This window comes from Marinobacter sp. CHS3-4, assembly GCF_030053415.1.
Lineage (GTDB): Bacteria > Pseudomonadota > Gammaproteobacteria > Pseudomonadales > Oleiphilaceae > Marinobacter.
The window spans coordinates 733,932-756,600 of the sequence record NZ_JASGBJ010000002.1; the positions used below are offsets into that span (position 1 = coordinate 733,932).

19 protein-coding genes and 2 tRNA genes are annotated in these 22,669 nt (G+C 55.3%); 10 read left to right on the forward strand and 11 right to left on the reverse strand.

Annotated features, from left to right (window positions below):
• Position 1 precedes the first annotated feature (1 nt).
• From QLQ17_RS11320 to QLQ17_RS11330, 3 genes are all read left to right on the forward strand, one after another.
• Entirely contained in the window at positions 2 to 1,399 is a 1,398-nt protein-coding gene (locus QLQ17_RS11320) for an MORN repeat-containing protein (RefSeq protein ID WP_283209682.1), read from the forward strand.
• A 56-nt stretch (positions 1,400 to 1,455) separates the two neighbouring features.
• Complete coding sequence (locus tag QLQ17_RS11325; protein WP_283209683.1) at positions 1,456 to 2,556, forward strand: response regulator; 1,101 nt, start codon at positions 1,456 to 1,458, stop codon at positions 2,554 to 2,556.
• A 224-nt stretch (positions 2,557 to 2,780) separates the two neighbouring features.
• A complete protein-coding gene (locus tag QLQ17_RS11330) occupies positions 2,781 to 5,390 on the forward strand; it encodes an EAL domain-containing protein (protein WP_283209684.1) in 2,610 nt (869 codons plus the stop codon).
• Here QLQ17_RS11330 and QLQ17_RS11335 read toward each other — a convergent pair.
• The gene (locus QLQ17_RS11335; protein WP_283209685.1) at positions 5,345 to 5,980 is read right to left on the reverse strand and encodes a nucleotidyltransferase family protein; all 636 of its coding nucleotides are present in this window, start codon (positions 5,978 to 5,980) and stop codon (positions 5,345 to 5,347) included. The genes QLQ17_RS11330 and QLQ17_RS11335 overlap by 46 nt on opposite strands.
• Positions 5,981 to 6,101: 121 nt before the next feature.
• Between QLQ17_RS11335 and QLQ17_RS11340 the strand changes: the two genes are divergently transcribed.
• Positions 6,102 to 6,953, forward strand: a complete 852-nt coding sequence (locus QLQ17_RS11340; RefSeq protein WP_283209686.1) for a 6-pyruvoyl trahydropterin synthase family protein — start codon at positions 6,102 to 6,104, stop codon at positions 6,951 to 6,953.
• Between the two features lie 88 nt (positions 6,954 to 7,041).
• Here QLQ17_RS11340 and QLQ17_RS11345 read toward each other — a convergent pair.
• The 3 genes from QLQ17_RS11345 to gltX all read right to left on the reverse strand — a co-directional run bounded on the left by QLQ17_RS11345 (position 7,042) and on the right by gltX (position 8,750).
• A tRNA-Glu gene (locus tag QLQ17_RS11345) sits at positions 7,042 to 7,117 on the reverse strand.
• 7 nt (positions 7,118 to 7,124) lie between these two features.
• Positions 7,125 to 7,200: transfer RNA gene (locus QLQ17_RS11350), tRNA-Ala, on the reverse strand.
• Positions 7,201 to 7,265: 65 nt separating this feature from the next.
• Positions 7,266 to 8,750: a glutamate--tRNA ligase gene (gltX, locus tag QLQ17_RS11355; RefSeq protein WP_283209687.1), complete on the reverse strand. Its 1,485-nt coding sequence runs from the start codon at positions 8,748 to 8,750 to the stop codon at positions 7,266 to 7,268.
• A gap of 165 nt (positions 8,751 to 8,915) precedes the next feature.
• Between gltX and QLQ17_RS11360 the strand changes: the two genes are divergently transcribed.
• Positions 8,916 to 9,821 (forward strand): zinc ABC transporter substrate-binding protein, encoded by a 906-nt coding sequence (locus QLQ17_RS11360; protein WP_283209688.1) that lies wholly within the window; start codon positions 8,916 to 8,918, stop codon positions 9,819 to 9,821.
• 4 nt (positions 9,822 to 9,825) lie between these two features.
• Here the strand turns inward: QLQ17_RS11360 and QLQ17_RS11365 are convergent, their stop codons facing one another.
• The 4 genes from QLQ17_RS11365 to QLQ17_RS11380 all read right to left on the reverse strand — a co-directional run bounded on the left by QLQ17_RS11365 (position 9,826) and on the right by QLQ17_RS11380 (position 15,255).
• Positions 9,826 to 10,743 carry an AEC family transporter gene (locus QLQ17_RS11365; protein ID WP_283209689.1) on the reverse strand — a complete coding sequence of 306 codons (918 nt, stop codon included), beginning with the start codon at positions 10,741 to 10,743 and terminating at the stop codon, positions 9,826 to 9,828.
• A 4-nt stretch (positions 10,744 to 10,747) separates the two neighbouring features.
• Entirely contained in the window at positions 10,748 to 11,515 is a 768-nt protein-coding gene (locus tag QLQ17_RS11370) for an SDR family oxidoreductase (RefSeq protein ID WP_283209690.1), read from the reverse strand.
• Between the two features lie 12 nt (positions 11,516 to 11,527).
• Positions 11,528 to 14,158, reverse strand: coding sequence for an EAL domain-containing protein (locus QLQ17_RS11375; protein WP_283209691.1), 2,631 nt, complete (start codon positions 14,156 to 14,158; stop codon positions 11,528 to 11,530).
• Between the two features lie 176 nt (positions 14,159 to 14,334).
• Positions 14,335 to 15,255 carry an ROK family protein gene (locus QLQ17_RS11380; protein ID WP_283209692.1) on the reverse strand — a complete coding sequence of 307 codons (921 nt, stop codon included), beginning with the start codon at positions 15,253 to 15,255 and terminating at the stop codon, positions 14,335 to 14,337.
• A gap of 107 nt (positions 15,256 to 15,362) precedes the next feature.
• On the opposite strand from QLQ17_RS11380, the gene dusA reads away from it, so the two are divergent.
• From dusA to QLQ17_RS11405, 5 genes are all read left to right on the forward strand, one after another.
• Entirely contained in the window at positions 15,363 to 16,397 is a 1,035-nt protein-coding gene (gene dusA, locus QLQ17_RS11385; RefSeq protein WP_283209693.1) for a tRNA dihydrouridine(20/20a) synthase DusA, read from the forward strand.
• Between the two features lie 127 nt (positions 16,398 to 16,524).
• The gene (tal, locus tag QLQ17_RS11390) at positions 16,525 to 17,490 is read left to right on the forward strand and encodes a transaldolase (RefSeq protein WP_283209694.1); all 966 of its coding nucleotides are present in this window, start codon (positions 16,525 to 16,527) and stop codon (positions 17,488 to 17,490) included.
• A gap of 33 nt (positions 17,491 to 17,523) precedes the next feature.
• The gene (locus tag QLQ17_RS11395; protein WP_283209695.1) at positions 17,524 to 17,970 is read left to right on the forward strand and encodes a tellurite resistance TerB family protein; all 447 of its coding nucleotides are present in this window, start codon (positions 17,524 to 17,526) and stop codon (positions 17,968 to 17,970) included.
• A gap of 16 nt (positions 17,971 to 17,986) precedes the next feature.
• Positions 17,987 to 19,114, forward strand: a complete 1,128-nt coding sequence (locus QLQ17_RS11400) for a 3-deoxy-7-phosphoheptulonate synthase (protein ID WP_283209696.1) — start codon at positions 17,987 to 17,989, stop codon at positions 19,112 to 19,114.
• A complete protein-coding gene (locus QLQ17_RS11405) occupies positions 19,111 to 19,887 on the forward strand; it encodes a glycerophosphodiester phosphodiesterase (protein ID WP_283209697.1) in 777 nt (258 codons plus the stop codon). Before QLQ17_RS11400 ends, QLQ17_RS11405 begins: the two co-directional genes overlap by 4 nt.
• On the opposite strand, the gene sthA is transcribed toward QLQ17_RS11405, so the two are convergent.
• The 3 genes from sthA to QLQ17_RS11420 are packed head-to-tail and all read right to left on the reverse strand — an operon-like array spanning position 19,888 to position 22,652.
• Positions 19,888 to 21,279, reverse strand: coding sequence for a Si-specific NAD(P)(+) transhydrogenase (gene sthA / locus QLQ17_RS11410; protein WP_283209698.1), 1,392 nt, complete (start codon positions 21,277 to 21,279; stop codon positions 19,888 to 19,890).
• A 41-nt stretch (positions 21,280 to 21,320) separates the two neighbouring features.
• Positions 21,321 to 21,569 (reverse strand): (Na+)-NQR maturation NqrM, encoded by a 249-nt coding sequence (nqrM, locus tag QLQ17_RS11415; protein WP_283209699.1) that lies wholly within the window; start codon positions 21,567 to 21,569, stop codon positions 21,321 to 21,323.
• Positions 21,570 to 21,614: 45 nt separating this feature from the next.
• A complete protein-coding gene (locus QLQ17_RS11420) occupies positions 21,615 to 22,652 on the reverse strand; it encodes an FAD:protein FMN transferase (protein ID WP_502867372.1) in 1,038 nt (345 codons plus the stop codon).
• Between the last annotated feature and the right edge of the window lie 17 nt (positions 22,653 to 22,669).

Here is a 22,669-nt window from a genome sequence, read left to right on the forward strand (position 1 = left end):
CATGGTCGATATCAGACCGCTCCTGTTTATCAACGCCCTTGCCCTGATGCTGTTGGTTACGGCCGGGTTTGCGTCGGTCCGGGAAGACATCAGCAAAGCTCCCGATGTGGCCCAACAGCAGGAACCAGACCTGAGCGATGCTGTGGCGCAGGCCAATGAAGACACTCACCAGACAAACGACAGCGTGTTCCTCGACGAAGAACCGCCCTCTGCTGGCAAGCCGACCGATTCGGTCTCAGACACGCCAGTGGCAACAGGCAGCGCGTCGGCGGGCTCCGAGAAGTCAACCAGGGTTGAAGCCAAACCCTTCGCCATTGACAGCATGCCTGACGATTCCCAACTGCTGGCCAAAGCCGAGCCCGTGGCCGCCATGGCACCAACTCTGTCTGACGCAACACCAGAACCATCGCTCCCCAAACCAGCGGCCAAGCCGCCTGAGCCGGTGAAACCGGAGCCGGCACCGCCCAAAACGGGGCTGCTGGTACTACGCTCCAACGTTGTGGGTGACCAGGTGTCTATCAATGGCAAGAACTATGGCGCGACCCGGCTGGATCTGGAGTTGGACCCTGGCAAGTATGACGTTGTCATTCGCAAGAATGGCTATCAGCCCTGGCAAAAAACGATAACGCTGAGCGCTGGCGACGAAACAACGCTGGTAGGCCGGCTTGAGGCCTACACCCGGGTTAATTACCGCGACGGCACCTGGATTGGAGGCGTAAAAACCGGTGATGGAACCTTGGAAAACAGCAAAGGCCTGCGCTACGAAGGCCACTTCGTGGACGGCAAATTCCACGGTGAAGGTACCGCCTGGTACCCCGATGGAAGCAAGTATGAAGGTGACTGGCAGTCTGGGCAGCGTCACGGGGAAGGTACCTGGCGCAGCGCCGACAGCACCCGCTACACCGGCCAGTTCCGCAATGATCAATTCTCTGGTCAAGGCACGCTAACCATGGCCAATGGCGATATCCTGACAGGGCAGTGGGCAGAAGGTAAACTGAATGGGCATGGCTCACTAACAACATCAGACGGCATGCTCTATGTTGGCGGATTCCGCAATGACGAATTCCATGGCGAAGGCACCCTGACCTACCCTGACGGCAGACTTTATGAGGGTGAATTCTCGAATGGCGAATTCCACGGCAAAGGCAAGGAAGTGTTTGCTGATGGCAAACAGTACGAGGGGCAGTACATAGAAGGTTCGTTCCATGGCAAAGGCCTGCTGAGTAATCCGAATGGCAGCTCGATCCAGGCAACCTTCCGTTACGGCGAACCCTATGGAAAGGTACGCCTGACGACTGCGGCGGGCGAAGTATTCACAGCCCGTACCACGGAACCCGGTGTCTGTTATCGGGACAAGAGCTATCGGGCTACCCAATGCCCGAAATTGGAAGGCTGGTAAGCCTGCGGACTGTGTCCGATAACGAACACGCAAGCTGTTTAGGTTGAGGTTGTAACATGACGATTAAAAACGCGCTTCTGGTGGATGATTCTAAAGTCGCCCGGTTTGCATTAAGCAAGCTGCTCGAAAGCCGTGACATGGAAGTGAATATGGCGGGTTCAGCAGAAGAGGCGCTGGATTTCCTCAGCTCCAATGACCGGCCCGACGTCATTTTCATGGACCACCTGATGCCTGGCATGAATGGCGTTGAAGCCACCAAGGCCATTAAAGGAAATCCGGAAACTGCGGGTATTCCCATCATCATGTGCACCTCTAAAAAGTCCCAGTCCTTCACCGAGGAGGCCAGGAATTTCGGCGTATACAACATCCTCACCAAACCACCTCAGGTCGATGGGCTGAGCTCTGTTCTGGAACAGCTCGATTCCGACGTTTCCGGTGGTACGCTGCCAGAACCGCCCGCACTCGACTTTGCTGAGGAGGCAAGCGACGAGGAGCCCCTCGATATTCCGGAGGACGCATCCCTGGAGCTTTCTCCCAAAACCGAAGGCGATTCGAAGACCTCATCGCAGGAAAACCAACCTCAGGTTGTTCCTCTGACCAGTGACCTGATTGAACAGATCGCCAGATCTGCGGTGAAAACACACATCAACAACCGTTTGCACGAACTGCTGAGTTCGCTGTTTGACGAGCAGTTTGACCACCTCAAGCGGGTGCTGGATGAATCCAGTCGCAAACAGGAAGCGGTAATAGAAGAGCGCCTGAACGCGGTTACCGAGATGGTTGAAAGCCGAACCGCCAACCTTCGGGATGATGTGGCCGCGGAAGTCAATCTTAACCTGGTACAGGAGCTCACCCAGGTTCGCAAGGAACTCTCAAAAAACAACGGCTTTACCGCTGAAAACATGTCTGAACTGAAAGACCACATCACCAGCGTTCAAACCATCGACACAGAGTTCTGGCAGACCCTTCAGTCTGAAGCGATTCAGCAAGCACATGAGATTTCGCGGGAAACGGCTGAAGATATTGCTCAGCGCACCATCGACCTTTTCATCTCCCAGCAGCGTTCGGCAACGTCACGCATCTACACTATCGGCCTTGCGGCCAGTCTTGGGGTATTCGCTGTAGGCATCGCTTTCATTTCTGGCCTGTTTGGCTGATCGCAGCCGAGGTAAAAAAACCATCCTCGCAACGCCCCGTCAGGCAATGTTCTGCCTTTCGGGGCGTTTTGCGTCATCCCTGTCACAATTAACTACACTAACAACACACGATCTAATTAACCTTTGCCTTCAACCGGAATATTGTAGAGTCATCAAAAGAATAATAAGTGCGGTTGATCTGCAACAGTACCAACCTGAAACCAACCACAAATGGTCAGCAAACAGTGAGAACAGCATTGTTTCTGCAAATTGTCGGAGCTGTCCTACTGCTTGGCCTGTCTTTTGGGGCACACAGTAGTGGCGTCGAGCCCATTGTTATCGAGCCGAACAGCCCGATTCAGCCGCATTTCGAGTACCTTGAGGACCCGGACGCCAATTTAGACATTGAGGATATTCGGAGCAGGCCTGACAACCAGTGGCAGCTGGCTACGGACGGAAACGCCACTCTGGGAATTACAAAATCAGCCTACTGGCTCAGATTCACCATCAATAACCAAAGCGACGACCGCCTGAATCTGATTGCTGAATTGGCCTACTCCCAGCTTGATGATGTCACGTATCACATGTTCTCTGGCGGTGAAAAGGAAAAGACGGTCCGGACGGGCGATGCTTTTCCCTTCTACCCCAGAGAGGTCGATCACCCTCACATGCTCCTTCGTTTTCATCTGTCGCCGGAGCAGAACAAGACGGTTTATGTGCGGGTTAAAACCGCAGGATCGATGATTATTCCGCTTCGGATCTGGCGGGAGAACAAGTTCTTCGGTGCGGCGTCTAACGAACAGAAACTGCATTTTTTCTACTACGGCAGCCTGACCGTGATCATCCTGATCAATCTGGCTGTCTTTTTGACACTGCGGGAACGTCTTTATCTCTATTACGCACTGGCGATCAGTGGCTATCTTCTCTTTTTTGCCTCGGCAAAAGGCTACAGCTTTCAGCTGATTTATCCGGAATCGCCCTGGCTGCATGCCCGCGCACTGCTGGTTTCCATGCCATTGCTGGCCCTGTTCTCGGTTCTGTTCTGTCGACGATTTTTGAGAATACCCAGCCACAGTCCGAAGCTCGACATTGCCATTCGTGCCATGATCGTCTTCGAAGTATTCAACTTCGCCTGTGCCCTGACGTTGAGCTACAACGCCGCGGTATTGCTGTCTTCCGTATCAGCCTTATTCTTCTTTTCACTGCTCTTCGTGGCGGGCCCGATTACCTGGGCTGCAGGCGTCCGCGCTGGCGCCTTTTTCACGCTTGCCTGGACACCACTGACTGTCGGCGTACTGGCAACGGCTGGCCGTGCTCTGGGCTTCTTTCCGGAAAACTTCGTGACGGAACATGCGATGCAGATTGGCTCGGGTCTGGAAGCTTTCATCCTGACACTGGCGCTGGCAGACCGGCTCTACCGGGAGCGTGAAGAGAAGATCGCTGCCCAGGCAGACAGCCTCAGAATTGAGAAGGCCCGTAATGAAGCGCAGAACCGGCTGACAGAAGCCATGACCCACGACCCAGTCACTGGCCTGCCGAACCGTAACCGATTCGAGAGGATGGTTAACCGGCAACTGAGCGTGGATCCTGAAGGCAGCTATTTCGTCGGTGTGGCCAGGATTACTCGCCTGGGAGAAATCAACCGCACTCTTGGCTTGAACCGCAGCGAAAAACTGATCCAGAGAATTGCACAGCACATGACCGAGCTGGCATCGCGCCTACCAAGCGTCCACGTGTCACGGGATGATCAGGGCCGCGAGGAACGCGTCTATCAGATTTCAGGAGACTGCTTCGGGTTGTTGCTGAACTCACGTTTCGTAAACGACGATTACGAGGGACTCAACCAATCCCTACGTTCTCTGGCAGAACCGGTGATGATGGGGAATCTGGCCATCGAACTTCACCCCAGATTCGGGGCCGCCTTTTACCCCACGCATGGTGACAACGCCGCCCTGCTGATTCGCAATGCCCATGTCGGGATGGAGATCGCGCCCCACAGCAGATACGAAACAGGGGTTTACTCCTCACAGTACGACATCTACAACGAAAGTCGGCTGACCTTGATGTCAGACCTTCGTGAGGCCCTGAACCAGAACCTGACCGAATTGTACTACCAGCCAAAAATCTGTCTGAGGAGCGGCAAAGTGCTTGGTGTCGAGGGGTTGATTCGCTGGTACCACCCGGTTCGGGGCTGGGTGCCCCCCGGAGACTTTGTGCCGCTGGCGGAAGAAACGGGTGTTATCATGCACTTGACACGCTGGGCCGTTGAACGCGGTTTGAAGGACCTGTCGTCGCTGAGCAGTCGCCACCCAAGCCTGAACCTGTCGATCAACATTTCAGCCCGGGATCTCTCATCCGTAAACCTCAAGCACGAGATCAACGAGACTCTGCAACGCCATGGGATTCCTGCGAGCCGCTTTACATTGGAATTGACTGAAACCGCAGCCATGGAAGACCCAGCCAGAGGCCTAATTGCACTCAAGCATCTGTCTGACAACGGATTAAATATATCCATTGACGATTTTGGCAGCGGATATTCATCGTTGTCTTATCTGAAAAAACTTCCGGCCAAGGAACTGAAACTGGATCGCTCCCTGGTTATGGATATCTGCACCAGTGACAGCTCCCGTGTGATCGTTGAAACCGCCATTAATATGGCCCACGGGCTGGACTATACGGTTGTCGCAGAAGGGGTGGAAAACGCAGAAACAACCGAGTTATTGAAAACGCTTGGCTGTGACAAACTGCAGGGGTTTTGGCTTTGTCACCCGCTCCCCCTCCACGAATTGCAGAATTGGCTCGACAATTATCAGTTTCCCGAACCTCCAGCGACGGCAAATCGCTCGCGAAACTGACGGGACACCCGCAGCCAATCGGCATGGGTATCCACGTCATCAAAGGCGCCGACAATTGGCAGCCTGATGGCCTCGTGCCTTGCCAGCACGGAAGATGCCCCTCGATCCCCGCTCAACATCATCACCTCCGGCCAAAGCGCGCGCGGCAGGTAGGCCGGCGCAGCTGGTTTACCATGAATATCCGCTGCCAGTGGCACTGACGGTGTCTGGCGGGCCGCAATGGCCAGGTGATGCAGATCGTCGCTTTCAATCAAGGGTTGATCCAACAGCAACACGAACGCGCCCAAAGCCCTTGGCCCCAGGGACATCAGCCCAGCCTGCAGAGACGCCGACATACCCTCGTACCAGTTTTCCGCATGGCACCAGGACGACGCCATCCTGCGGCAACGATAGCGGATCAGCGGGTAGCCACTACCGGTCACGACGGTGACGTTGGAACCGAGTCTTTTGCCCTGCGCAATGGCGCGGTCCAGCAGGGTTTCCCCATCGAATGACAGCAAGGCCTTGTGCCGCCCCATTCTGCGAGACGCGCCGGCAGCCAGTATCAGTACGGGAAACGCCTCATGGTTGTGTCGGTCAAACTGTTGCATGCTGTTTCCTGAATGATTGGCAGATTAGAGCTGGAAGCACGAGGCTGCTAGCGACTCCGGATTTTTGCTAGAATCCTGCCAACATACAACCCACTCCCAATACACCCCGTGGACTCGCTTGATGAACCATCTCTTCGTAGACAATCTCACGGTGATTGATTTCGCCTACCTGGACCCTGCCCGGGGGCTGGTTGGTGAAAGCTGGATCGTGGACGTCGTCCTGGGCGGCGAGTTGGACGAACAAGGGATGGTGTTTGATTTCAGCAACGTAAAACGCACCATCAAACGCGTGATTGACGAGCGGGTTGACCACCGCCTGGTCATTCCTCGTGGCTATTCCGGCCTGAAATGGGACGAGAGTAACCCACAGGTGTTTCACTGGACGCTGACTGACGGTACCGAGATCGTACATCGTTCGCCGGACGAGGCGGTCGTGTGGCTGTCTTCAGAACGCGTTCTCCCCTCTGCAGTCTCGGCTCTGCTTCAGCAGGAATTGCGGGCCGTCCTTCCAGGAAACGTCACGGACATCGACATTCGCCTTCGTGAAGATGTCATCGAAGGCGCCTATTACCATTACGTACACGGCCTTAAAAAGCATCTCGGCAACTGTCAGCGAATAGCTCACGGCCACCGCTCCCCCATCCGGATCGACCGCGCCGGCCACAGGGACCGTGACCTCGAGCACAAGTGGGCAAAGCTCTGGGAAGACATCTACGTGGGTTCCGAAGACGATGTCGCCCGTCGCTGGGTATCCGATGATGGTACCGCCTATGTCCACTTCGAATACGAAGCCAATCAGGGCGAGTTTTCTCTGACCCTGCCAGAAAAACGCGTCTACATGCTCAATTCCGACACAACCGTCGAGTTGATCGCGGCCCACATTGCCGATCGTCTTAAGGACGAGTTCCCGGGTGATGACATTCTCGTCAAAGCCTACGAGGGCGTTGGCAAGGGGTCGATTGCCCAGCGTTAATCCCCGATGCTTTTATGCAGGCACAAAAAAACCGCCCGAAGGCGGTTTTTTTGATCGTTAACCGGTGGACTAAACCAGCTAACTGTATTGGCGTCCCCTAGGGGGTTCGAACCCCTGTTGCCGCCGTGAAAGGGCGGAGTCCTAGGCCACTAGACGAAGGGGACTAAAACTTGGTGGAGCCAGGCGGGATCGAACCGCCGACCTCAACACTGCCAGTGTTGCGCTCTCCCAGCTGAGCTATGGCCCCTCAACGGCTGCGTATATTAAGGATCGCCCTATGGGAGGTCAACCTTTTTCCCGTGATTTTTTTCATTATTCCTGCAACAACGCAACAAATTCTTTCTCGACCCGCTTGGTTTCCTTTTTCGAGAAACCTCCCAGTACTTCAAGAGCATGGCGGAGACGGGAACGCGTCATGTCTGGCCCCAGGATCGCCATGGAGTCCATGACGGACCAGGAATTTGGTGTGCCTGCGATGGCCACAAATACCGAAAACATGAAATCACCCATTTTCAGCTCCATGGCCTTCGCCAGCGTTTTAATATCGGCAAAGATATTTTCCTTGCTCCAGTGGCGCTGGGCTTCCAGTTTCCAAAGGGTGAACTGCAATACCCGCTTCACCTGTCCCTCATCCAGTTTATTATGTGCAAAGTCTTCTGGTTTTAGAGGCAACATGCCGGAAAACATGAAAGAAGCCATAGGCGCTACATCGCTGAACACTTCAGCCCTGCCCTTGATGTGAGGCACTAGGTCTTTCAAAGCCTGCTCGTTGAACCACCAATGGCGCATACGCTCGATAAACTGATCGTCAGTGAGCTCTTCCCGAATCCACTGCCCATTCAGCCAACGCAGCTTTTCAACATCGAAAACCGGTCCGCCAAGAGACACCCGCTGAATATCGAAATGCTCGACCATTTCGTCGAGAGTGAACTTTTCCCGCTCATCCGGCATGGACCAGCCCATGCGCCCAAGATAGTTGGTGACGGCTTCCGGCAGAAAGCCCATGCGCTCATAGAAATTGATACTGGTGGGATTCTTGCGCTTCGACAACTTGCTTTTGTCGGGGTTACGCAGCAGCGGCAGATGGCAAAGCACTGGCATATCCCAGCCAAAATATTTGTACAGCAGCTGGTGCTTGGGCGCGGAATTGATCCACTCCTCGCCACGCAAAACGTGGGTAATCTTCATTTCATGATCATCAACCACGTTCGCCAGATGATAGGTGGGCATGCCATCGGACTTCAGCAGAATCTGGCAATCCACCTGCGCCCAATCGATTTCAATGGTGCCCCTCAGCATGTCGTCTATTTCGCAGGTGCCATGTTCGGGCACCTTCATCCGGATCACGTAAGGTTCACCCGCTTCCAGGCGACGGTTTACTTCTTCCGGCGGCAGCTCTAGATCACCTTTGATGCCTGGATTCAGGCCTTGCGCCTTACGCTCCTCACGGATTGCATCCAGCTCTTCCGGTGTTCGGAAACAGTAAAAAGCATGCCCGTTGGTAACCAGGTCTTCGGCATACTGTCGATAAGAGTCTTTCCGCTCGGACTGTCGGTAGGGACCGTAGGGCCCACCCACATCGGGCCCTTCATCCCATTCGAGGCCCAACCAGCGCAGGGCATTCAGGATGTCCTTTTCGGATTCCTCAGTACTGCGGGCCTGATCCGTGTCTTCGATTCGCAGAATAAACTGGCCACCGTGCTGACGGGCAAAGCATAGATTGAACAGGGCCACAAACGCCGTGCCGACATGGGGATCACCGGTAGGTGACGGTGCGATTCGAGTGCGTACTGTCATGAAAACGTCCTGATAAATAGAAACGGTCGCCTGAAAAGGCCTTGGTTTGCAAGCGATGCATTATAACGATCACGAGCACGATTCGCATGGTTCGGAAATCACCGCGGCTTGGCCTCGCATCGTGGTTGTTATATTATAACGTTTCACAAATTACAGGACCCTACCATGTCTTTTAGCCGACACGGCCACTTTTATCTCGCGACACTCTTGCTCTGGCTTGCATTACTCCCTGCGTCTTCTCTGGCAGCGTCTAAAGTTGTTGTGTCAATCAAACCTCTGGAACTGCTGGTTCGAGCCGTTGCGACCGATGACACCTCGGTTACAACGCTGGTCCCGCCCGGTGCCAACCCACATAAATACGCCATGAAACCCTCCGGACGACAGGCACTGGCAGAGGCAGACGCGGTTTTCTGGGTCGGACCGGAACTGGAAAGCTTTTTGAGCAGGTTGCTGACCGGAAGTGAATTCGCAGATCGCTCACATGCGCTTGGTAACAATGATTCGACAGATGACAGTCATGCTGAGCACAGCCACGATCATGATCATCATGGCCATGAGTCAGATACGGACCCCCATGTCTGGCTGGATCCCGAACTGGCAAGACAGATGGCACGGCAGATCCACAGCGAACTTAGCAAGCTTCCCGGCGCAGACACGACAACTCTGAACGGCAATCTGGCAAGGTTCGAGCAGGCTCTTACCGAGACCGAGAGGACGATACAAAAGCAACTGGCGCCAGCGCGCGAATTGTCGCTGTTCACCTACCACAACGCGTTCAACCATTTTGCCGAACACTACAACCTGACCTTGTCTGGCGTGTTAACTCTGAATCCGGATCTGTCACCCGGAGCCAGGCATGTGGCTGAGATTCAGGAGCGACTTGGCGAAGTTCCCCGCCCCTGCCTGATGACGGAACAGCCATACAACCCGGACAGCTGGCACGCCATTGTCGGCGACATCAACGTTGCCTTCAGTGCCTGGGACCCACTGGGATCAGCCATTGAGCCCTCACCTGACGCCTATATCCAGTTTCAGAAATCTGTGGCACAGGCGGTATTGAACTGCCTTTGATGGCTCATAAAAGGTAGGCGAGCATGATCGGGATGGTAACGATGGCCAGTAACGTCTGGCCACTGATGATGCCTGCCATCAACGCAGCATCCCCGCCAAGCTGGCGAGCCAGTATGTAGGAGGACGTGGCCGTCGGAAGTGTGGCCAGCAGAATGGCTGTGGGTGCCAGATTACTTGTAATTCCCAAGACAACCGTCAACCCGGCCGTCATCAGTGGAAAGGCCATCAGTTTGAGACCGGAGGACAATAGAAAAGGCGCGGACATTCCCCGCAACCCTTTCAGCTGCAACCCTGCTCCTACCGTCATTAACCCCAGTGGTAATGCCAGGTCACTCAAGGGCTCCAGGACACCTGCCACCAGCGGATGGAACCCAAGCTGCCAATACCCCCACAGAGCACCAGTAACGGAGCCCAGAATCAGGGGATTCGTAGCTATTGCTTTCAGCACACCCTGCCACTGCACACCAATGCCCTGGCTGACCGCCATTGAGAACATCAGGATGCACAGAAGATTGATCAGCGGAATCTTGATGGCAATGACGATCGCCATTGCCGAAAGGCCGCCATCCCCCAGAAGCATACCGGCGGCAGCGATGGCGACAAAGGCGTTGAAGCGAATACTACCCTGGTACACCGACGAAAATACCGGCCCAGTCCAGCGAAACCACCATTGAAGTACCAGGACCGCCAGTGTCATGGCCACCAGCATTGAGACCGTCAGGGCAATCACATCTCCGTATACCGTGACTGGAACCGACGCTTGACCCAGTTTGTAAATCAGCATGGCCGGAAACAGCAGGTAATAGGAAAAGCGTTCTGCCTGCATCCAAAAGCTGTCTCCTGGAAATTGCATTCGCCTGAACAGGTAACCCAGAAGTATCAGCACGAAAACCGGAACGAGGGTCTGGGCCATCACCATCATGGGTCTATCGCCACAGGCGTTTGATCACGGCCCGAGTCAGGGCCGATGGCGCTGACTTGGCCAGCGGCCACATCGCTCTGAACTGGGCAGAAAGCGGACGGTGCAAGCGAGGATGATGCGCCTGTTCCCAAACCGCGGCGGCAACGTCCCTGGCATCAAGGTTCACGCCCATGCTGCTGAACAACGCAGACTGCCCTTCGTTGGACTTGACCATGCCAGTGCTAACGAACGGCGGCATCAGGTCACCCACCTGAATATCATGCTCTTCCCACTCAATGCTCAACGCTTCGGTCATTGCCCTCACCGCGTGCTTGCTGGCCGAATAGGAGGCGAAGTCCGGAATGCCAAAAGCGGCGGAGGCAGAGCTCATGTTAATCACCTGAGCACCGGGCGTAGCCTTCAGATAGGGAAAGGCGGCGTGAAGCACAGTAATCAAACCCGTGACATTGATATCCACGATCTGACGATGGGTGGCCATGGGAATGTCTTCAAATCGGCCCACCTTCAGGATTCCAGCGTTGTTGTGAAGCAGGCGGAGCTGGCCATCGGTCTTCCTGGCAAAATCATCCAGGCCCTGCTGTACCGAAACTTCGTCAACCACATCCATCACGTGCGTCGTACAGCGTTCTTCACCAAGTTCCGCGGCCAGTGCCTTCAGCGCTGCCTCGTCACGGTCCGCTGCACCCACAAACCACCCGTTAGCCGCAAACAAAAGCGCCGTTTCACGACCAATACCGGCTCCCGCGCCGGTAATAAATACAGTGTCATGCATGGGTTACTGTCCTCAAGTATCCACCGGATTGGGGCGAGCCTCGGAGAAAGGCCGTTTGTTGTCGCTATCGTAATAAGCTCGAATCCAGTCCATTACACCCTGCTGAGGGATGGGCCGGGCAAGATGATAGCCCTGCGCTGTGTCACAACCCATGGCCGACAGCAGGTCGCAGATTGGTTGGGACTCTATACCTTCAGCCACCACTTCGTAACCCAGGTCGTGGCACATGTTGATGGTGGTGCGCACAATGGTTTCGTCACCCCGATTCGTGTCCATCTCCATCACAAAAGATCGGTCAATCTTGATCTCATGCACAGGAAGCTTGCGGATGTATGACAGAGACGAGTAGCCCGTTCCAAAGTCGTCAATGGACAGACGAATGCCTGATTCGTTGAGCAACCTCAGGCAATGCAGAGCCGCTTTGGGGTCGACCATGGTGGCGGTTTCTGTCACCTCCAGAATCAGCCTTCGGGCTTCAACCTGATTGCGCCCAAGCACCGAGAGCACCTGCTCCACAAAGCCAGCTTCACGCAAGTTCACTGCTGAAATATTGACCGACACACCAACCGGATACCCCGCTTGCTCCAGTTCGCGACAAAAGGCCAGAGATTTATCCAGCACCCATGCGGTAACCGGCCCAATCAAGCCGGTTTGTTCAGCCATGGGAATGAATTCATCGGGTGGTACGAAACCATGTTCGGGATGCTGCCAGCGCAACAACGCCTCGAAACCCGAGACTTCCCCCGTGCTCACCTTCAGCTGGGGCTGGAAGTTCAGCGTCAACTCATCGTTCTCAAGCGCTTTGCGCAAGTTGGTCATCAAAGTCAATCGACGCTCACTGTAGGGATTCAGGTCGGGCGTATAGACGGCCATCTGATCGGCCTCGGAAGCGGCCCTGTCGAACGCAATGAATGCGTGCCGCAGAAGCGTTGCCACATCCGGGCTGTCGTCAGGGTAGAAAGAGCAGCCGCCCACAACTCTCAAATCAACGCTAAGCCCGCGAAAGTCGACAGGCTTGCGGATACCTGCACCCAACTCACTCATGACCTGCGACATCGAATCACTGTCGGTGGTACTGAAAACGCAGGCGAAGGTGACTCCCTCAACGTGGGCAGCCGCGAAGGCCCTGGAAGAATGACTTTCGATCAAAACATGCGTCGCCTGCTCCCTGACCAGAGCATCCAGGCGGTTGGCGACTTCCGTCAGAATGGCGTCGGCATTTTCATGGCCAAGCGTCTTGTTGATGTCATCGAAACCCCTAAGGTGAAGGAGCACCAGGGCAAAGGAACGAACAGAAGAGCCTTTTCCCTGCATCAAAGTGTGAAGGCATTCTTCCAACGCCACCCGATTTGGCAGTCCCGTGAGCCCATGATGACGGGCGGCGTCGACCACTTTGCCTTCTGCTGCTTCTCTCGCTCGCATCGCCTCAATGCGAGCGTACTGCTCGCGGATTCTCGCGCTTCTTTCTGTGTGCAGACGATCCGCCAAAGCAAAAAACAACAGCAGCGATGCCAGCACGCTGCCCGTCTCCATGGCGTACGGAATCACCCATTCTTCCGCCAATACGGCGCTGAGCCCAAGTACGTGAAAAACCACACCCAGCAGCAGGGCCACCCAGGCCATAACAAACTGTTTTGCCGCCCGGTCGCCACGCTTTGCCAGAGCCAGACCAATCGTCAGAATGACCACACACATCAGTGCAGAGAGTGCCACCGAGATGCGTGTGGAAACGCCATAGGTCAGGACGAACCCAGATACGAAAGCCAGAAACGCGAGGGCAGACATCACCTGAAGCACACGATACGCCCCGTGCATAAGGCGTTTCAGGTCCAGAAAAGCCATACTGAACATCGCAAAGAACATGGCCCCCAACGGCACCGACGCCAATATCAGCAATTCATGCACCCTGGGGCGATCCGGAAAAAGGTATTGGAAAGCCACACCATGCAATCCGGTCATGATGACCAGTAAACACAGCTGCACGGCAAAGAAATAACCGAAACTCCACTCGCGGATGGTAAACGCCAGATAAAACGTCGACGCCGCCAGGATCAGCAGCATGCCGTAGAACATGGCTCGCCACATCATGTCCTTTTCGTTGGCTCTGTAAAAAGCGTCTGGCTCCCAGAGCATTGCCGGCAATTGATGCGATCCTGAGGTCTGGACTCTCAGGTAGAGAACATGTTGACGTTGGTCATCAAGCAATAATGGAAATACGAAGGTTCGGACGTCGATGGGCCGATTTTCATGGGGCAGTCGGTCCCCGGCAAATGATTCAAATACCTTTTGATTACCCGCAAAATGGTATAACTCAAGATGATCCAGTAGAGGATAAGTCACTTCGAAAAAGCGCTGTATTTGACCTGAACGATTCAGATCGATCTCCAGCCGGTACCAGATGGCATCGCTTCGGTAGCCGAAATTTGGCGGACCTTCCAGGTCCTGCCAGCGCCCTGAGCCAGAAAGGTTTCGAACCTGATCAATGGACCAAGACGGGTTCCCTTCCACCAGATACTGGTACCCCCTTACAATTTCTATTTCTGACTTTAGCGGATCGATTTCCAGCGCGGATTCTGCGTTGGCAACAGCGGTGGAACCGGACCAAAGCAGGACCAACACCGCCAGCAACCTGCTGAACGCCATGTTGAATAGGCCCGCTGATTGTTGTCGTACAGAAGATCCGTTCATCCACCACCGAATGGAATAGTTTGTTATTTTTATTGGCCAATTTCTGCAGCTTCAAGGACAAAGGCTGCGCATTCGTACCCGCTACGACGCAATTATAGTCAAGGGATTCCTTAGCGAAGCCGCTCGTAACATTAACCCAACAAATTGCCCGCCAACCAGGCCGCTCCGCGAACGCCACTCGAATCACCGTGGACGGCTTGCCTGATCGGGGTACTGCATTCCCCGCCAAACACGTAGTCAGCCAGCCGGTTTGGCAGCTCCTCGTAGAGCTGTCTGGCATTACTCATGCCTCCGCCCAGCACGATAATGTCAGGATCCAGCACGTTGATCACTGACGCCAGGCCGCGAGTCAGATGTTCCAGGTAGACCTTCATCGTCTCGCAGGCATCTTGGTCGCCGACGCTGGCCTGCGCGACTACATGTTGGGCACTCTGATTCACGCCAGTCATCAAGTGATGGGTGAGCGACAAGCCTGTCCCAGAAAGAAACGTTTCGTTGCAGCCAAATCGGCCACAGAAGCATGGGCGCTGCTCCAGCTCCGCCTGCGGCGTCCAGGCCAGAGGATTGTGGCCCCACTCCCCCGCGACACCGTTAGGGCCCTCGATCACCTGGCCGTTGATACTGACGCCAGCGCCGCAGCCAGTCCCCAGCACGGCGGCAAACACAGACATGTGGTTCTCTCCTGCGCCGTCTGTCGCTTCCGACAGTGCCAGGCAATTGGCATCGTTCGTGAGGGTAACCGGCCGCTGTAGCAACGCCCGAAGGTGCTCCTGCATTGGCTGGCCGTTCAACCAGGTGGAGTTGCCGTTCTTGACGCAGCCCGTTGTGCCGGACACGCTACCGGGAATCCCGATACCTACCGGCACGCCGGACGCGCCTGCCTGGGCTTCGGCCTGAAGCACAAGGGTACGAATGGTTTCCAGCGTGGCCTGGTAGTCGCCGGCCGGTGTTGGCCGACGTGCCCGGAAATGCTCCGTGCTCTGTCGATCCAAAAGGATGACTTCGATCTTGGTACCGCCGAGATCAACGCCGATAAACCAGTTACTTTTCATTTCGCCAAAGCCCTACGGAAATCATGTGCCAATGAATGATAAACTATCGCATCTGTTTTACCGTACCAGTCCGCACAATCGGTTTGTCGAAAGCAACGGGTCTTTTAATGTCTGTAATGCCAGCCCAAAACAACGCCCGGCCCAATTCCGGCCTATCGCGCCGCTTCTGCGTGGCGCCCATGATGGACTGGACCACGAGTCACTACCGCTATCTCGCCCGCATGCTCAGTAGGCACACCCTGCTCTATACGGAGATGGTAACGACAGGCGCACTGATTCACGGTGACACGGCCCGATTTCTGAGACATAACTCTGAAGAGTATCCGCTTGCACTCCAGTTGGGAGGCAGTAATCCTTCAGAACTGGCCCATTGCGCGCATCTGGCCGAGCAGTATGGGTTTGATGAAGTAAACCTGAACGTGGGGTGCCCCAGCGACCGGGTGCAGAACAACATGATTGGCGCCTGCCTGATGGCTCATCCAGACAAGGTGGCCGAAGGTGTCGCCGCCATGATCGAGGCCACCACGCTGCCTGTCACCGTAAAGCATCGCATCGGCATCGACGGCCACGAGTCCTGGGACGATCTGTGCGAATTCATTGAGAAGGTCTCGGCGGCAGGCTGTCGAACCTTCATTGTCCACGCCAGAATCGCCGTTCTGGAGGGGCTCAGCCCGAAAGAAAACCGCGACATCCCACCGCTCAAATACCCATGGGTTTACGACCTGAAGGCCAAATACCCGCACCTGGAAATTATCATCAACGGCGGAATCAAAACCTTTGACCAATGCCATGAACACCTGCAATACACAGATGGTGTGATGCTGGGCCGCGAGGCTTACCATAATCCCTGGCTACTCGCTGGTGTAGACACCGAGTTCTTTAATGCTCCGGCACCGGTTTCCAGCCGACATGAAGCACTCCGCCGGGTGTTACCATTTGTTCAGGAAGAACTGGATCGTGGTGTCTATCTCAGCCACATTACCCGCCATCTGATGGGACTTTTCCACGGCCAACCAGGAGGTCGTCAATTCCGTCGCTACATCAGCGAGAACGCCCACAAGCCGGGATCGGGCATTGAGGTGCTGGAAGCGGCGATGGCGAAAGTTCCTGAACCGGAAACATCGGAAGCAATGCCCGCCTGAATCCTTTTACATCCCTATTCCCCTTTTGGCTGTCTTGTTCCCGTAGTAGCAGCCCGTTATTGTAGGCATAACGCTTAAGCGCCTGCAGGACGGGCCACTATAACAACCTATCGGGATGAAAGGACGAATGACCAGCAAGCTTGAACAACTCAAATCCATGACCACCGTGGTGGCCGATACCGGCGATCTGGACGCCATTGCCCAATGGCAGCCTCAGGATGCCACCACCAATCCATCGCTTCTGCTGAAAGCTGCGGCGTCCGAGGCCTACCGCCCTATGCTGGACGACGCAGTCGCGGCCGCGCGCAAACAGGGCGGCTCTGATGCGGAACAGCTGACTTACGCCACAGATATGCTGGCCGTGTTGGCGGGGCGAGAAATTTTGGGTCGGGTACCAGGCGTGGTCTCAACCGAAGTAGATGCCCGTCTCTCGTTTGATACCGACGCTACTCTGGCCAGAGCGCGGCGGCTGATTGAGTTGTATGACCAGTTGGGCATGGATACCAGCAGGGTATTGATCAAGATTGCGTCTACCTGGGAAGGCATCCGGGCTGCGGAACAACTTCAGCGCGAAGGTATAAACTGTAACCTGACACTGTTGTTCTCTTTTATTCAGGCTGCGGCCTGCGCCGATGCCGGAGCCTTCCTGATTTCACCTTTTGTTGGCCGCATTCTGGACTGGCACCTGGCCGCGTCCGGCCGTGATAGCTTCCCAGCCGCAGAGGATCCGGGCGTCCAATCCGTCACCCGAATTTACAATTACTACAAAGCCAATGGCTACAAAACAGTGGTTATGGGCGCCAGTTTCCGCAACACCGGCGAAATCGAAATGTTGGCCGGCTGTGATCGGCTCACCATCAGCCCTGCTCTGCTGGAAGAGCTGGACCAGGATTCAGGCAGCCTGGAACGTCAGCTTGTACCAGGCTCTGCATCAAGCATTGATCAGCCTGGCCAGATTGATGAGAAACTCTTCCGCTGGGAGTCCAACGAGGACGCCATGGCCACGGAAAAGCTGGCAGACGGTATTCGCCGTTTCACCAATGATCAGATTGAACTGGAGAATCGGGTCAGGCGGCTGTCCAACGCCGCCTGACCTCAATGCAACGAACGAAGTGAGCTGCCCATCATGATCGAGCGACTGAAGCAGTTTTTCGCACCGGATAACAAAGAGCCCGCCAAGCCTGACGATCATCAGCTGACCGTGGCCGCCACAGCCCTTATGGTTCAGTTATCGAGAGTGGACAACAATGAAGATGAAGCCGAACTCAAGGCCATCGTAGACTGCGCTGTGCGCAGTCAGGAAGTCACTCGCGAAGAGGCAGAGGAAATTCTGGCGGATGCCCTAAGCCACGCTGACGATGCCACGTCAATGTATGAATTCACAGGCATGATCAACGAAAACCTGGATCAGGAGCAAAAGCAGGCGCTACTGGAAAGCATCTGGCGTGTGGCGTTTGCCGATGGGCGTATCGACAAGTACGAAGAACACCTGATTCGCCGTATGGCCGATCTGTTGCATCTTAATCATCGGGAATACATCCAGGCCCGACACCGCGCTGAAGGCGCAGACTGAATTCCAAGGAGACATCATGCTAGCGATATTGCACCCGGATACGGATATGCAAGGCGAAGCCTATCGGCAAACCATGCATTTTCTGGAGAACCTGCCCGGGGTGTCGGTTCGGGTTCACGAGGTGCAGGGTGCTAACCAGCGACTGACCGAAGTATATCTTCTGGGCGATACCAAGGGTCTCAACAAGGAAGAGATCGAGGCTCTGCCAGCCGTTGAGAGAGCCATCCGTATCTCCGATGACTATCGCATCCTGGGCCGCCACAAGGATGACCGCCGTCAGAGTGGCTTTACCTACAACGGCGTGACGTTTGACCAGAACAACCTGAACATTTTCGCCGGTCTTTGCGCGGTGGACGTGCCAGAACATGTTGAGCAGATGATGCAGGCACTGGAGCAGCAGGGCGAAGTCTGCACCCGGATGGGCGCCTATAAACCACGGACCAATCCCTATTCGTTTCAGGGCCACGGCAAGGGTTGCCTGCCCTGGGTGTTCGAAAAGGCCGGCAAACACGGTATCAAAGTGATCGCCATGGAAATCACCCATGAAAGTCACATTGAAGAAATCGACGAATGCCTGGAAAAACTTGGGCGGCCAACCGGCGTCATGCTGCAAGTGGGCACCCGAAATACCCAGAATTTTGAATTGCTCAAGGCCATCGGACGCCAGACCACCTATCCGGTGCTTCTGAAACGAGGCTTTGGTATTACTCTGAACGAATCCCTGAACGCAGCGGAGTATCTGGCCAGCGAGGGTAACGCCAATGTAATTTTCTGCCTGCGAGGTATGAAAACCGAAGCCGGCCAGCCGCATCGAAACATGGTGGATTTCGCCCATGTTCCGGCGGTCAAACGCCTGACCCGCATGCCAGTGTGCGTGGACCCGTCCCACTCCGTGGGTAGTCGAGAACAATCCCCCGACGGCGTTCTCGATGTCATGCACGCTACCGCACAGGGCGTGATTGCCGGAGCAAATATGGTGCTGGTGGACTTCCACCCCAGGCCCGAAAAGGCCCTTGTTGATGGCCCACAGGCGCTGTTGATGGACGAGTTGCCGGCCTACCTCGAGGACATCCGTCTTTGCCATGAAACCTGGAAAAAGCGCCAGGAGATCTACCGTCGAATGAAGGAAACCGCCGCAGAATGATTGTATATGGGCACAGAGGGGCAAAAGGCGAAGCACCAGAGAACTCACTGGCAGGTTTTCGGCATGCCTACCGTCATGGGGTGAGGCATTTCGAACTGGACCTTGTGCTATCCAAGGATGGTATACCAGTGATCATTCACGACCTGACCGTGGATCGAACCACCGGGAAAACCGGCGAAGTGAATTCCTACACGGCAGCAGAACTCGAGAATATGGATGCACGCCGCAACGCGGTTGCCTGGCCAAACAAGGTGGGTGTACCGAGACTGGAAACCTTACTGGATGAACTTCCGGAGTTAGAGAATCTCCAGCTGGAAGTAAAAAAGGACGCCCGACAACGTCTGAACATTCTGTGCAACCGCATCGTGGAAATCATCCAGCGCCGCGGCCTCCAACATCGCACTGTGGTGACCTCTTCAGATGCATGGTTTCTAAGGCAGGTAAAACGCCGGGACAGGCACATCAAAATTGGCCTGGTAACCGACAGGAAATTTCCGCGACCAGTAAACGTTGCAGCAAGGCTGCACTGTGACTACCTTTGCCTGGGCTGGAAGATCTGTACTCAAGGCCTCGTAGAAGAGGCCCATCGACGGGAGATACTGGTATCCACCTGGACGGTCAACCGAATCCACGACATGCTGACCCTCGAAAAAATGGGGGTAGACAGCATCATTACGGACTACCCGACCAGCACCCGGATGTACTTCGACAACCGGGCGCACGGTCTACGGCAGCTGGCATCGAACACCGGCTGCGACTTGACACCGGCCTGATCAGAAAATCCGATTCAGGCCGTTGAGCGCAGCCACGCGATAGGCTTCCGCCATGGTGGGATAGTTGAAGGTGGTATTGATGAAGTAGTTCAGGGAATTGGCCTCGCCTTCCTGATTCATGATGGCCTGGCCGATGTGAACAATCTCCGCCGCCTGATCCCCAAAACAGTGAATGCCCAGAATCTGGCGGGTTTCCCGGTGGAACAAGATCTTCAGCATGCCCACGGGATCACCGGTAATCTGCGCCCTGGCAAGATCCTTGAAAAACGCCTGGCCTACTTCGTAGGGCACCTTGGCTTCGGTCAGTTCTCGTTCGGTTCCGCCCACAGAACTGATTTCCGGCAGCGTGTAGATGCCCGTAGGCACGTCCGTTACATGGCGGAAATACTCATCTTTAACAATATCCGATGACGCCGAGCGGCCCTGATCATAGGCAGCGCTGGCAAGGCTCGGCCAGCCGATCACATCACCGGCGGCATAAATGTTTTCGACGTCTGTGCGGTAATGCTCGTCAACGGCCAGCTGACCGCGACCGTTTGGTGTAAGGCCGATATTCTCCAGACCCAGTTTTTCGGTGTTGCCACTGCGGCCGTTGCACCAGAGAAATGCGTCCGCGCGAATCTTCTTACCGGATTGCAGCGACAGCACAACGCCATGGTCATCACCATCCACAGACTCGTATGTCTCATTGTGGCGGACCAACACACCGTTGTTGCGCAGGTGATAACTGAGCGCGTCCGAAATCTCGTCGTCCAGGAAGGTCAACAGACGGCTTCCGGGGTTGATCAGGTCCACCTTGACACCAAGCCCGGCGAATATGGACGCGTATTCGGAACCGATAACGCCGGCGCCGTAGATGATCAGCGTACGTGGCGTATGTGACAGGTTGAGTATCGTGTCCGAGTTGTAAATCCGGTGGTGCCGGAAATCCACATCTGGCGGCAAATAGGGACGCGACCCCGTTGCAATGATTGCCTGCTTGAAATGAATAATTTCGTGAGACTTGTTGCCACGAATTTCCAGGCGGTTGGCGTCAAGAAAGCTGGCACGGCCATTGATCAGGTCCACCCTGTTACGGGCGTAGAACTGGGTGCGCAACTTAACCTGCTTGCCAATCACCTTCTGGGCGTTCTGCAACACACGGGGAAAGGAAAACCAGCGCGGCTCACCAATGTCCCGGAACATCTGGTTAGTGTTAAAGGTGATGATCTGCTTGACGGAATGACGCAATGCTTTTGAGGGAATCGTGCCCCAGTGGGTACAGTTACCGCCAACGGTTTGCTTGTCTTCAATGATCGCGACACGTTTGCCGTGTTTCGTCGCATTCATTGCAGCACCTTCTCCCGAAGGCCCCGCGCCAATAACGACCACGTCGTAATGGTGCTCTGCCATTGCGTTCTAGCTCCTTATCGTCGTCCGGTCAGCCTGTTGATTCAGTGCTTGCCGGTTTTGGATGCATCGTAAGTTAAATCATCAGCGGAATCGCCACCGTTGGCGCCCTGTTCATTCTCTTCTTCACATTTCTGTGGGTTGCCGCCGCATATGTCACAGGTTTTGCTGATCCCCATGGCTCCAAGGCCACCGCAGGAACCGCTGATAGGCTTGCGGCCAAGAATAACGCCTACGGACATGGCCGCCACCAGCAACAGAACAATAAACAGTACAAGTACAAAGGTACCCATAGGGGCTCTCCTTAACTTTTAGGGGCAACTTACCGTCGCGCCCTGTCAATCTGTCAGGAACGAAGAAAAGGCTGGGGAGTACATGCTCTTGAAGCCACTCTCGCCCCGAACAATAAAATAGGCTGCGATGTTCTCTCGCGTCGATAAAGCCATGGCCTGTTCTGGCCCCATGACATTAAACGCGGTTGCGAGCGCATCTGCAGTCATACAATCGTCGGCTATCACGGTGACTGACGCAAGGTTATGCTCAATCGGCCGACCGGTTTCAGGGTCTATGGTATGCGAAAAACGCTGCCCTTCCGATTCGTAATAGTTACGATAGTCGCCTGAAGTTGCCATGGCTCGGTTGCCAATCGCAACAACGCGGTTGACCTGCCGCTGCTCTGACACGGGCTCTTCTATGGCCAGCCGCCACACTTCGCCGTCCGGCTTCCGTCCCTGTACGCTGACTTCACCGCCGATTTCCACCAGAAAAGCGCTAACACCTTCCTCTTCAAGGAACCGGGCAACCGCATCCACGCCGTATCCTTTGGCAATGGCAGACAGATCAACATACTGATTGGGTTCTGCACGCAAGGCAGGCGGTGAATCACGAAGCTCAAGCTTTCGGAAACCCGTGGCCGACAGGGTGGACTGCAACTGTGCGTCAGACGGCACCTCTTCAGGCCTTGCCTGTGGCCCGAACCCCCACAGATTCACCACCGGCCCGATGGTCACGTCAAAGGCGCCATCGGTCAGCATGGATAACCGGTTGGCAGTAGAGAGCACTTCGTGCAAAGCCGGAGAAATGCTTCTCCACTCACTCTGGTCTTCCAGGTTGTTGAAAATGGAAAGCTCTGAGTCCTCGCGCCAGGTAGACATAGACGCGTCTACGCCCTCGAGCACCTCTTCAATACCCGATGCCAGTGCCTTAAGCCGTGGCTGATCATCGGCCATCACCACGTTGATGTGGTAACGGGTTCCGAACACCGGGCCGGATATCTCCCAGACTTTCTCTTCTGCCTCAAACGAACAACCCGCCAGCGCGACGAAAGCCAGCGCAAGAAAAGCGCTGGCCAAGGCCACCCTGACGGGTCGAGTCACACCGGATGTCATGAAAG

What these genes read in the sequence shown, in the direction of transcription:
- QLQ17_RS11395 (WP_283209695.1), top strand. Translation starts at nt 17,524, where the DNA reads ATGATCGAGCGACTGAAGCAGTTTTTCGCACCGGATAACAAAGAGCCC.
- QLQ17_RS11335 (WP_283209685.1), bottom strand. Translation starts at nt 5,980, where the DNA reads ATGCAACAGTTTGACCGACACAACCATGAGGCGTTTCCCGTACTGATA.
- QLQ17_RS11380 (WP_283209692.1), bottom strand. Translation starts at nt 15,255, where the DNA reads ATGAAAAGTAACTGGTTTATCGGCGTTGATCTCGGCGGTACCAAGATC.
- QLQ17_RS11365 (WP_283209689.1), bottom strand. Translation starts at nt 10,743, where the DNA reads ATGATGGTGATGGCCCAGACCCTCGTTCCGGTTTTCGTGCTGATACTT.
- QLQ17_RS11320 (WP_283209682.1), top strand. Translation starts at nt 2, where the DNA reads ATGGTCGATATCAGACCGCTCCTGTTTATCAACGCCCTTGCCCTGATG.
- QLQ17_RS11325 (WP_283209683.1), top strand. Translation starts at nt 1,456, where the DNA reads ATGACGATTAAAAACGCGCTTCTGGTGGATGATTCTAAAGTCGCCCGG.
- QLQ17_RS11400 (WP_283209696.1), top strand. Translation starts at nt 17,987, where the DNA reads ATGCTAGCGATATTGCACCCGGATACGGATATGCAAGGCGAAGCCTAT.
- gltX (WP_283209687.1), bottom strand. Translation starts at nt 8,750, where the DNA reads ATGACAGTACGCACTCGAATCGCACCGTCACCTACCGGTGATCCCCAT.
- QLQ17_RS11375 (WP_283209691.1), bottom strand. Translation starts at nt 14,158, where the DNA reads ATGGCGTTCAGCAGGTTGCTGGCGGTGTTGGTCCTGCTTTGGTCCGGT.
- QLQ17_RS11360 (WP_283209688.1), top strand. Translation starts at nt 8,916, where the DNA reads ATGTCTTTTAGCCGACACGGCCACTTTTATCTCGCGACACTCTTGCTC.
- dusA (WP_283209693.1), top strand. Translation starts at nt 15,363, where the DNA reads ATGTCTGTAATGCCAGCCCAAAACAACGCCCGGCCCAATTCCGGCCTA.
- QLQ17_RS11340 (WP_283209686.1), top strand. Translation starts at nt 6,102, where the DNA reads ATGAACCATCTCTTCGTAGACAATCTCACGGTGATTGATTTCGCCTAC.
- nqrM (WP_283209699.1), bottom strand. Translation starts at nt 21,569, where the DNA reads ATGGGTACCTTTGTACTTGTACTGTTTATTGTTCTGTTGCTGGTGGCG.
- QLQ17_RS11405 (WP_283209697.1), top strand. Translation starts at nt 19,111, where the DNA reads ATGATTGTATATGGGCACAGAGGGGCAAAAGGCGAAGCACCAGAGAAC.
- sthA (WP_283209698.1), bottom strand. Translation starts at nt 21,279, where the DNA reads ATGGCAGAGCACCATTACGACGTGGTCGTTATTGGCGCGGGGCCTTCG.
- QLQ17_RS11370 (WP_283209690.1), bottom strand. Translation starts at nt 11,515, where the DNA reads ATGCATGACACTGTATTTATTACCGGCGCGGGAGCCGGTATTGGTCGT.
- tal (WP_283209694.1), top strand. Translation starts at nt 16,525, where the DNA reads ATGACCAGCAAGCTTGAACAACTCAAATCCATGACCACCGTGGTGGCC.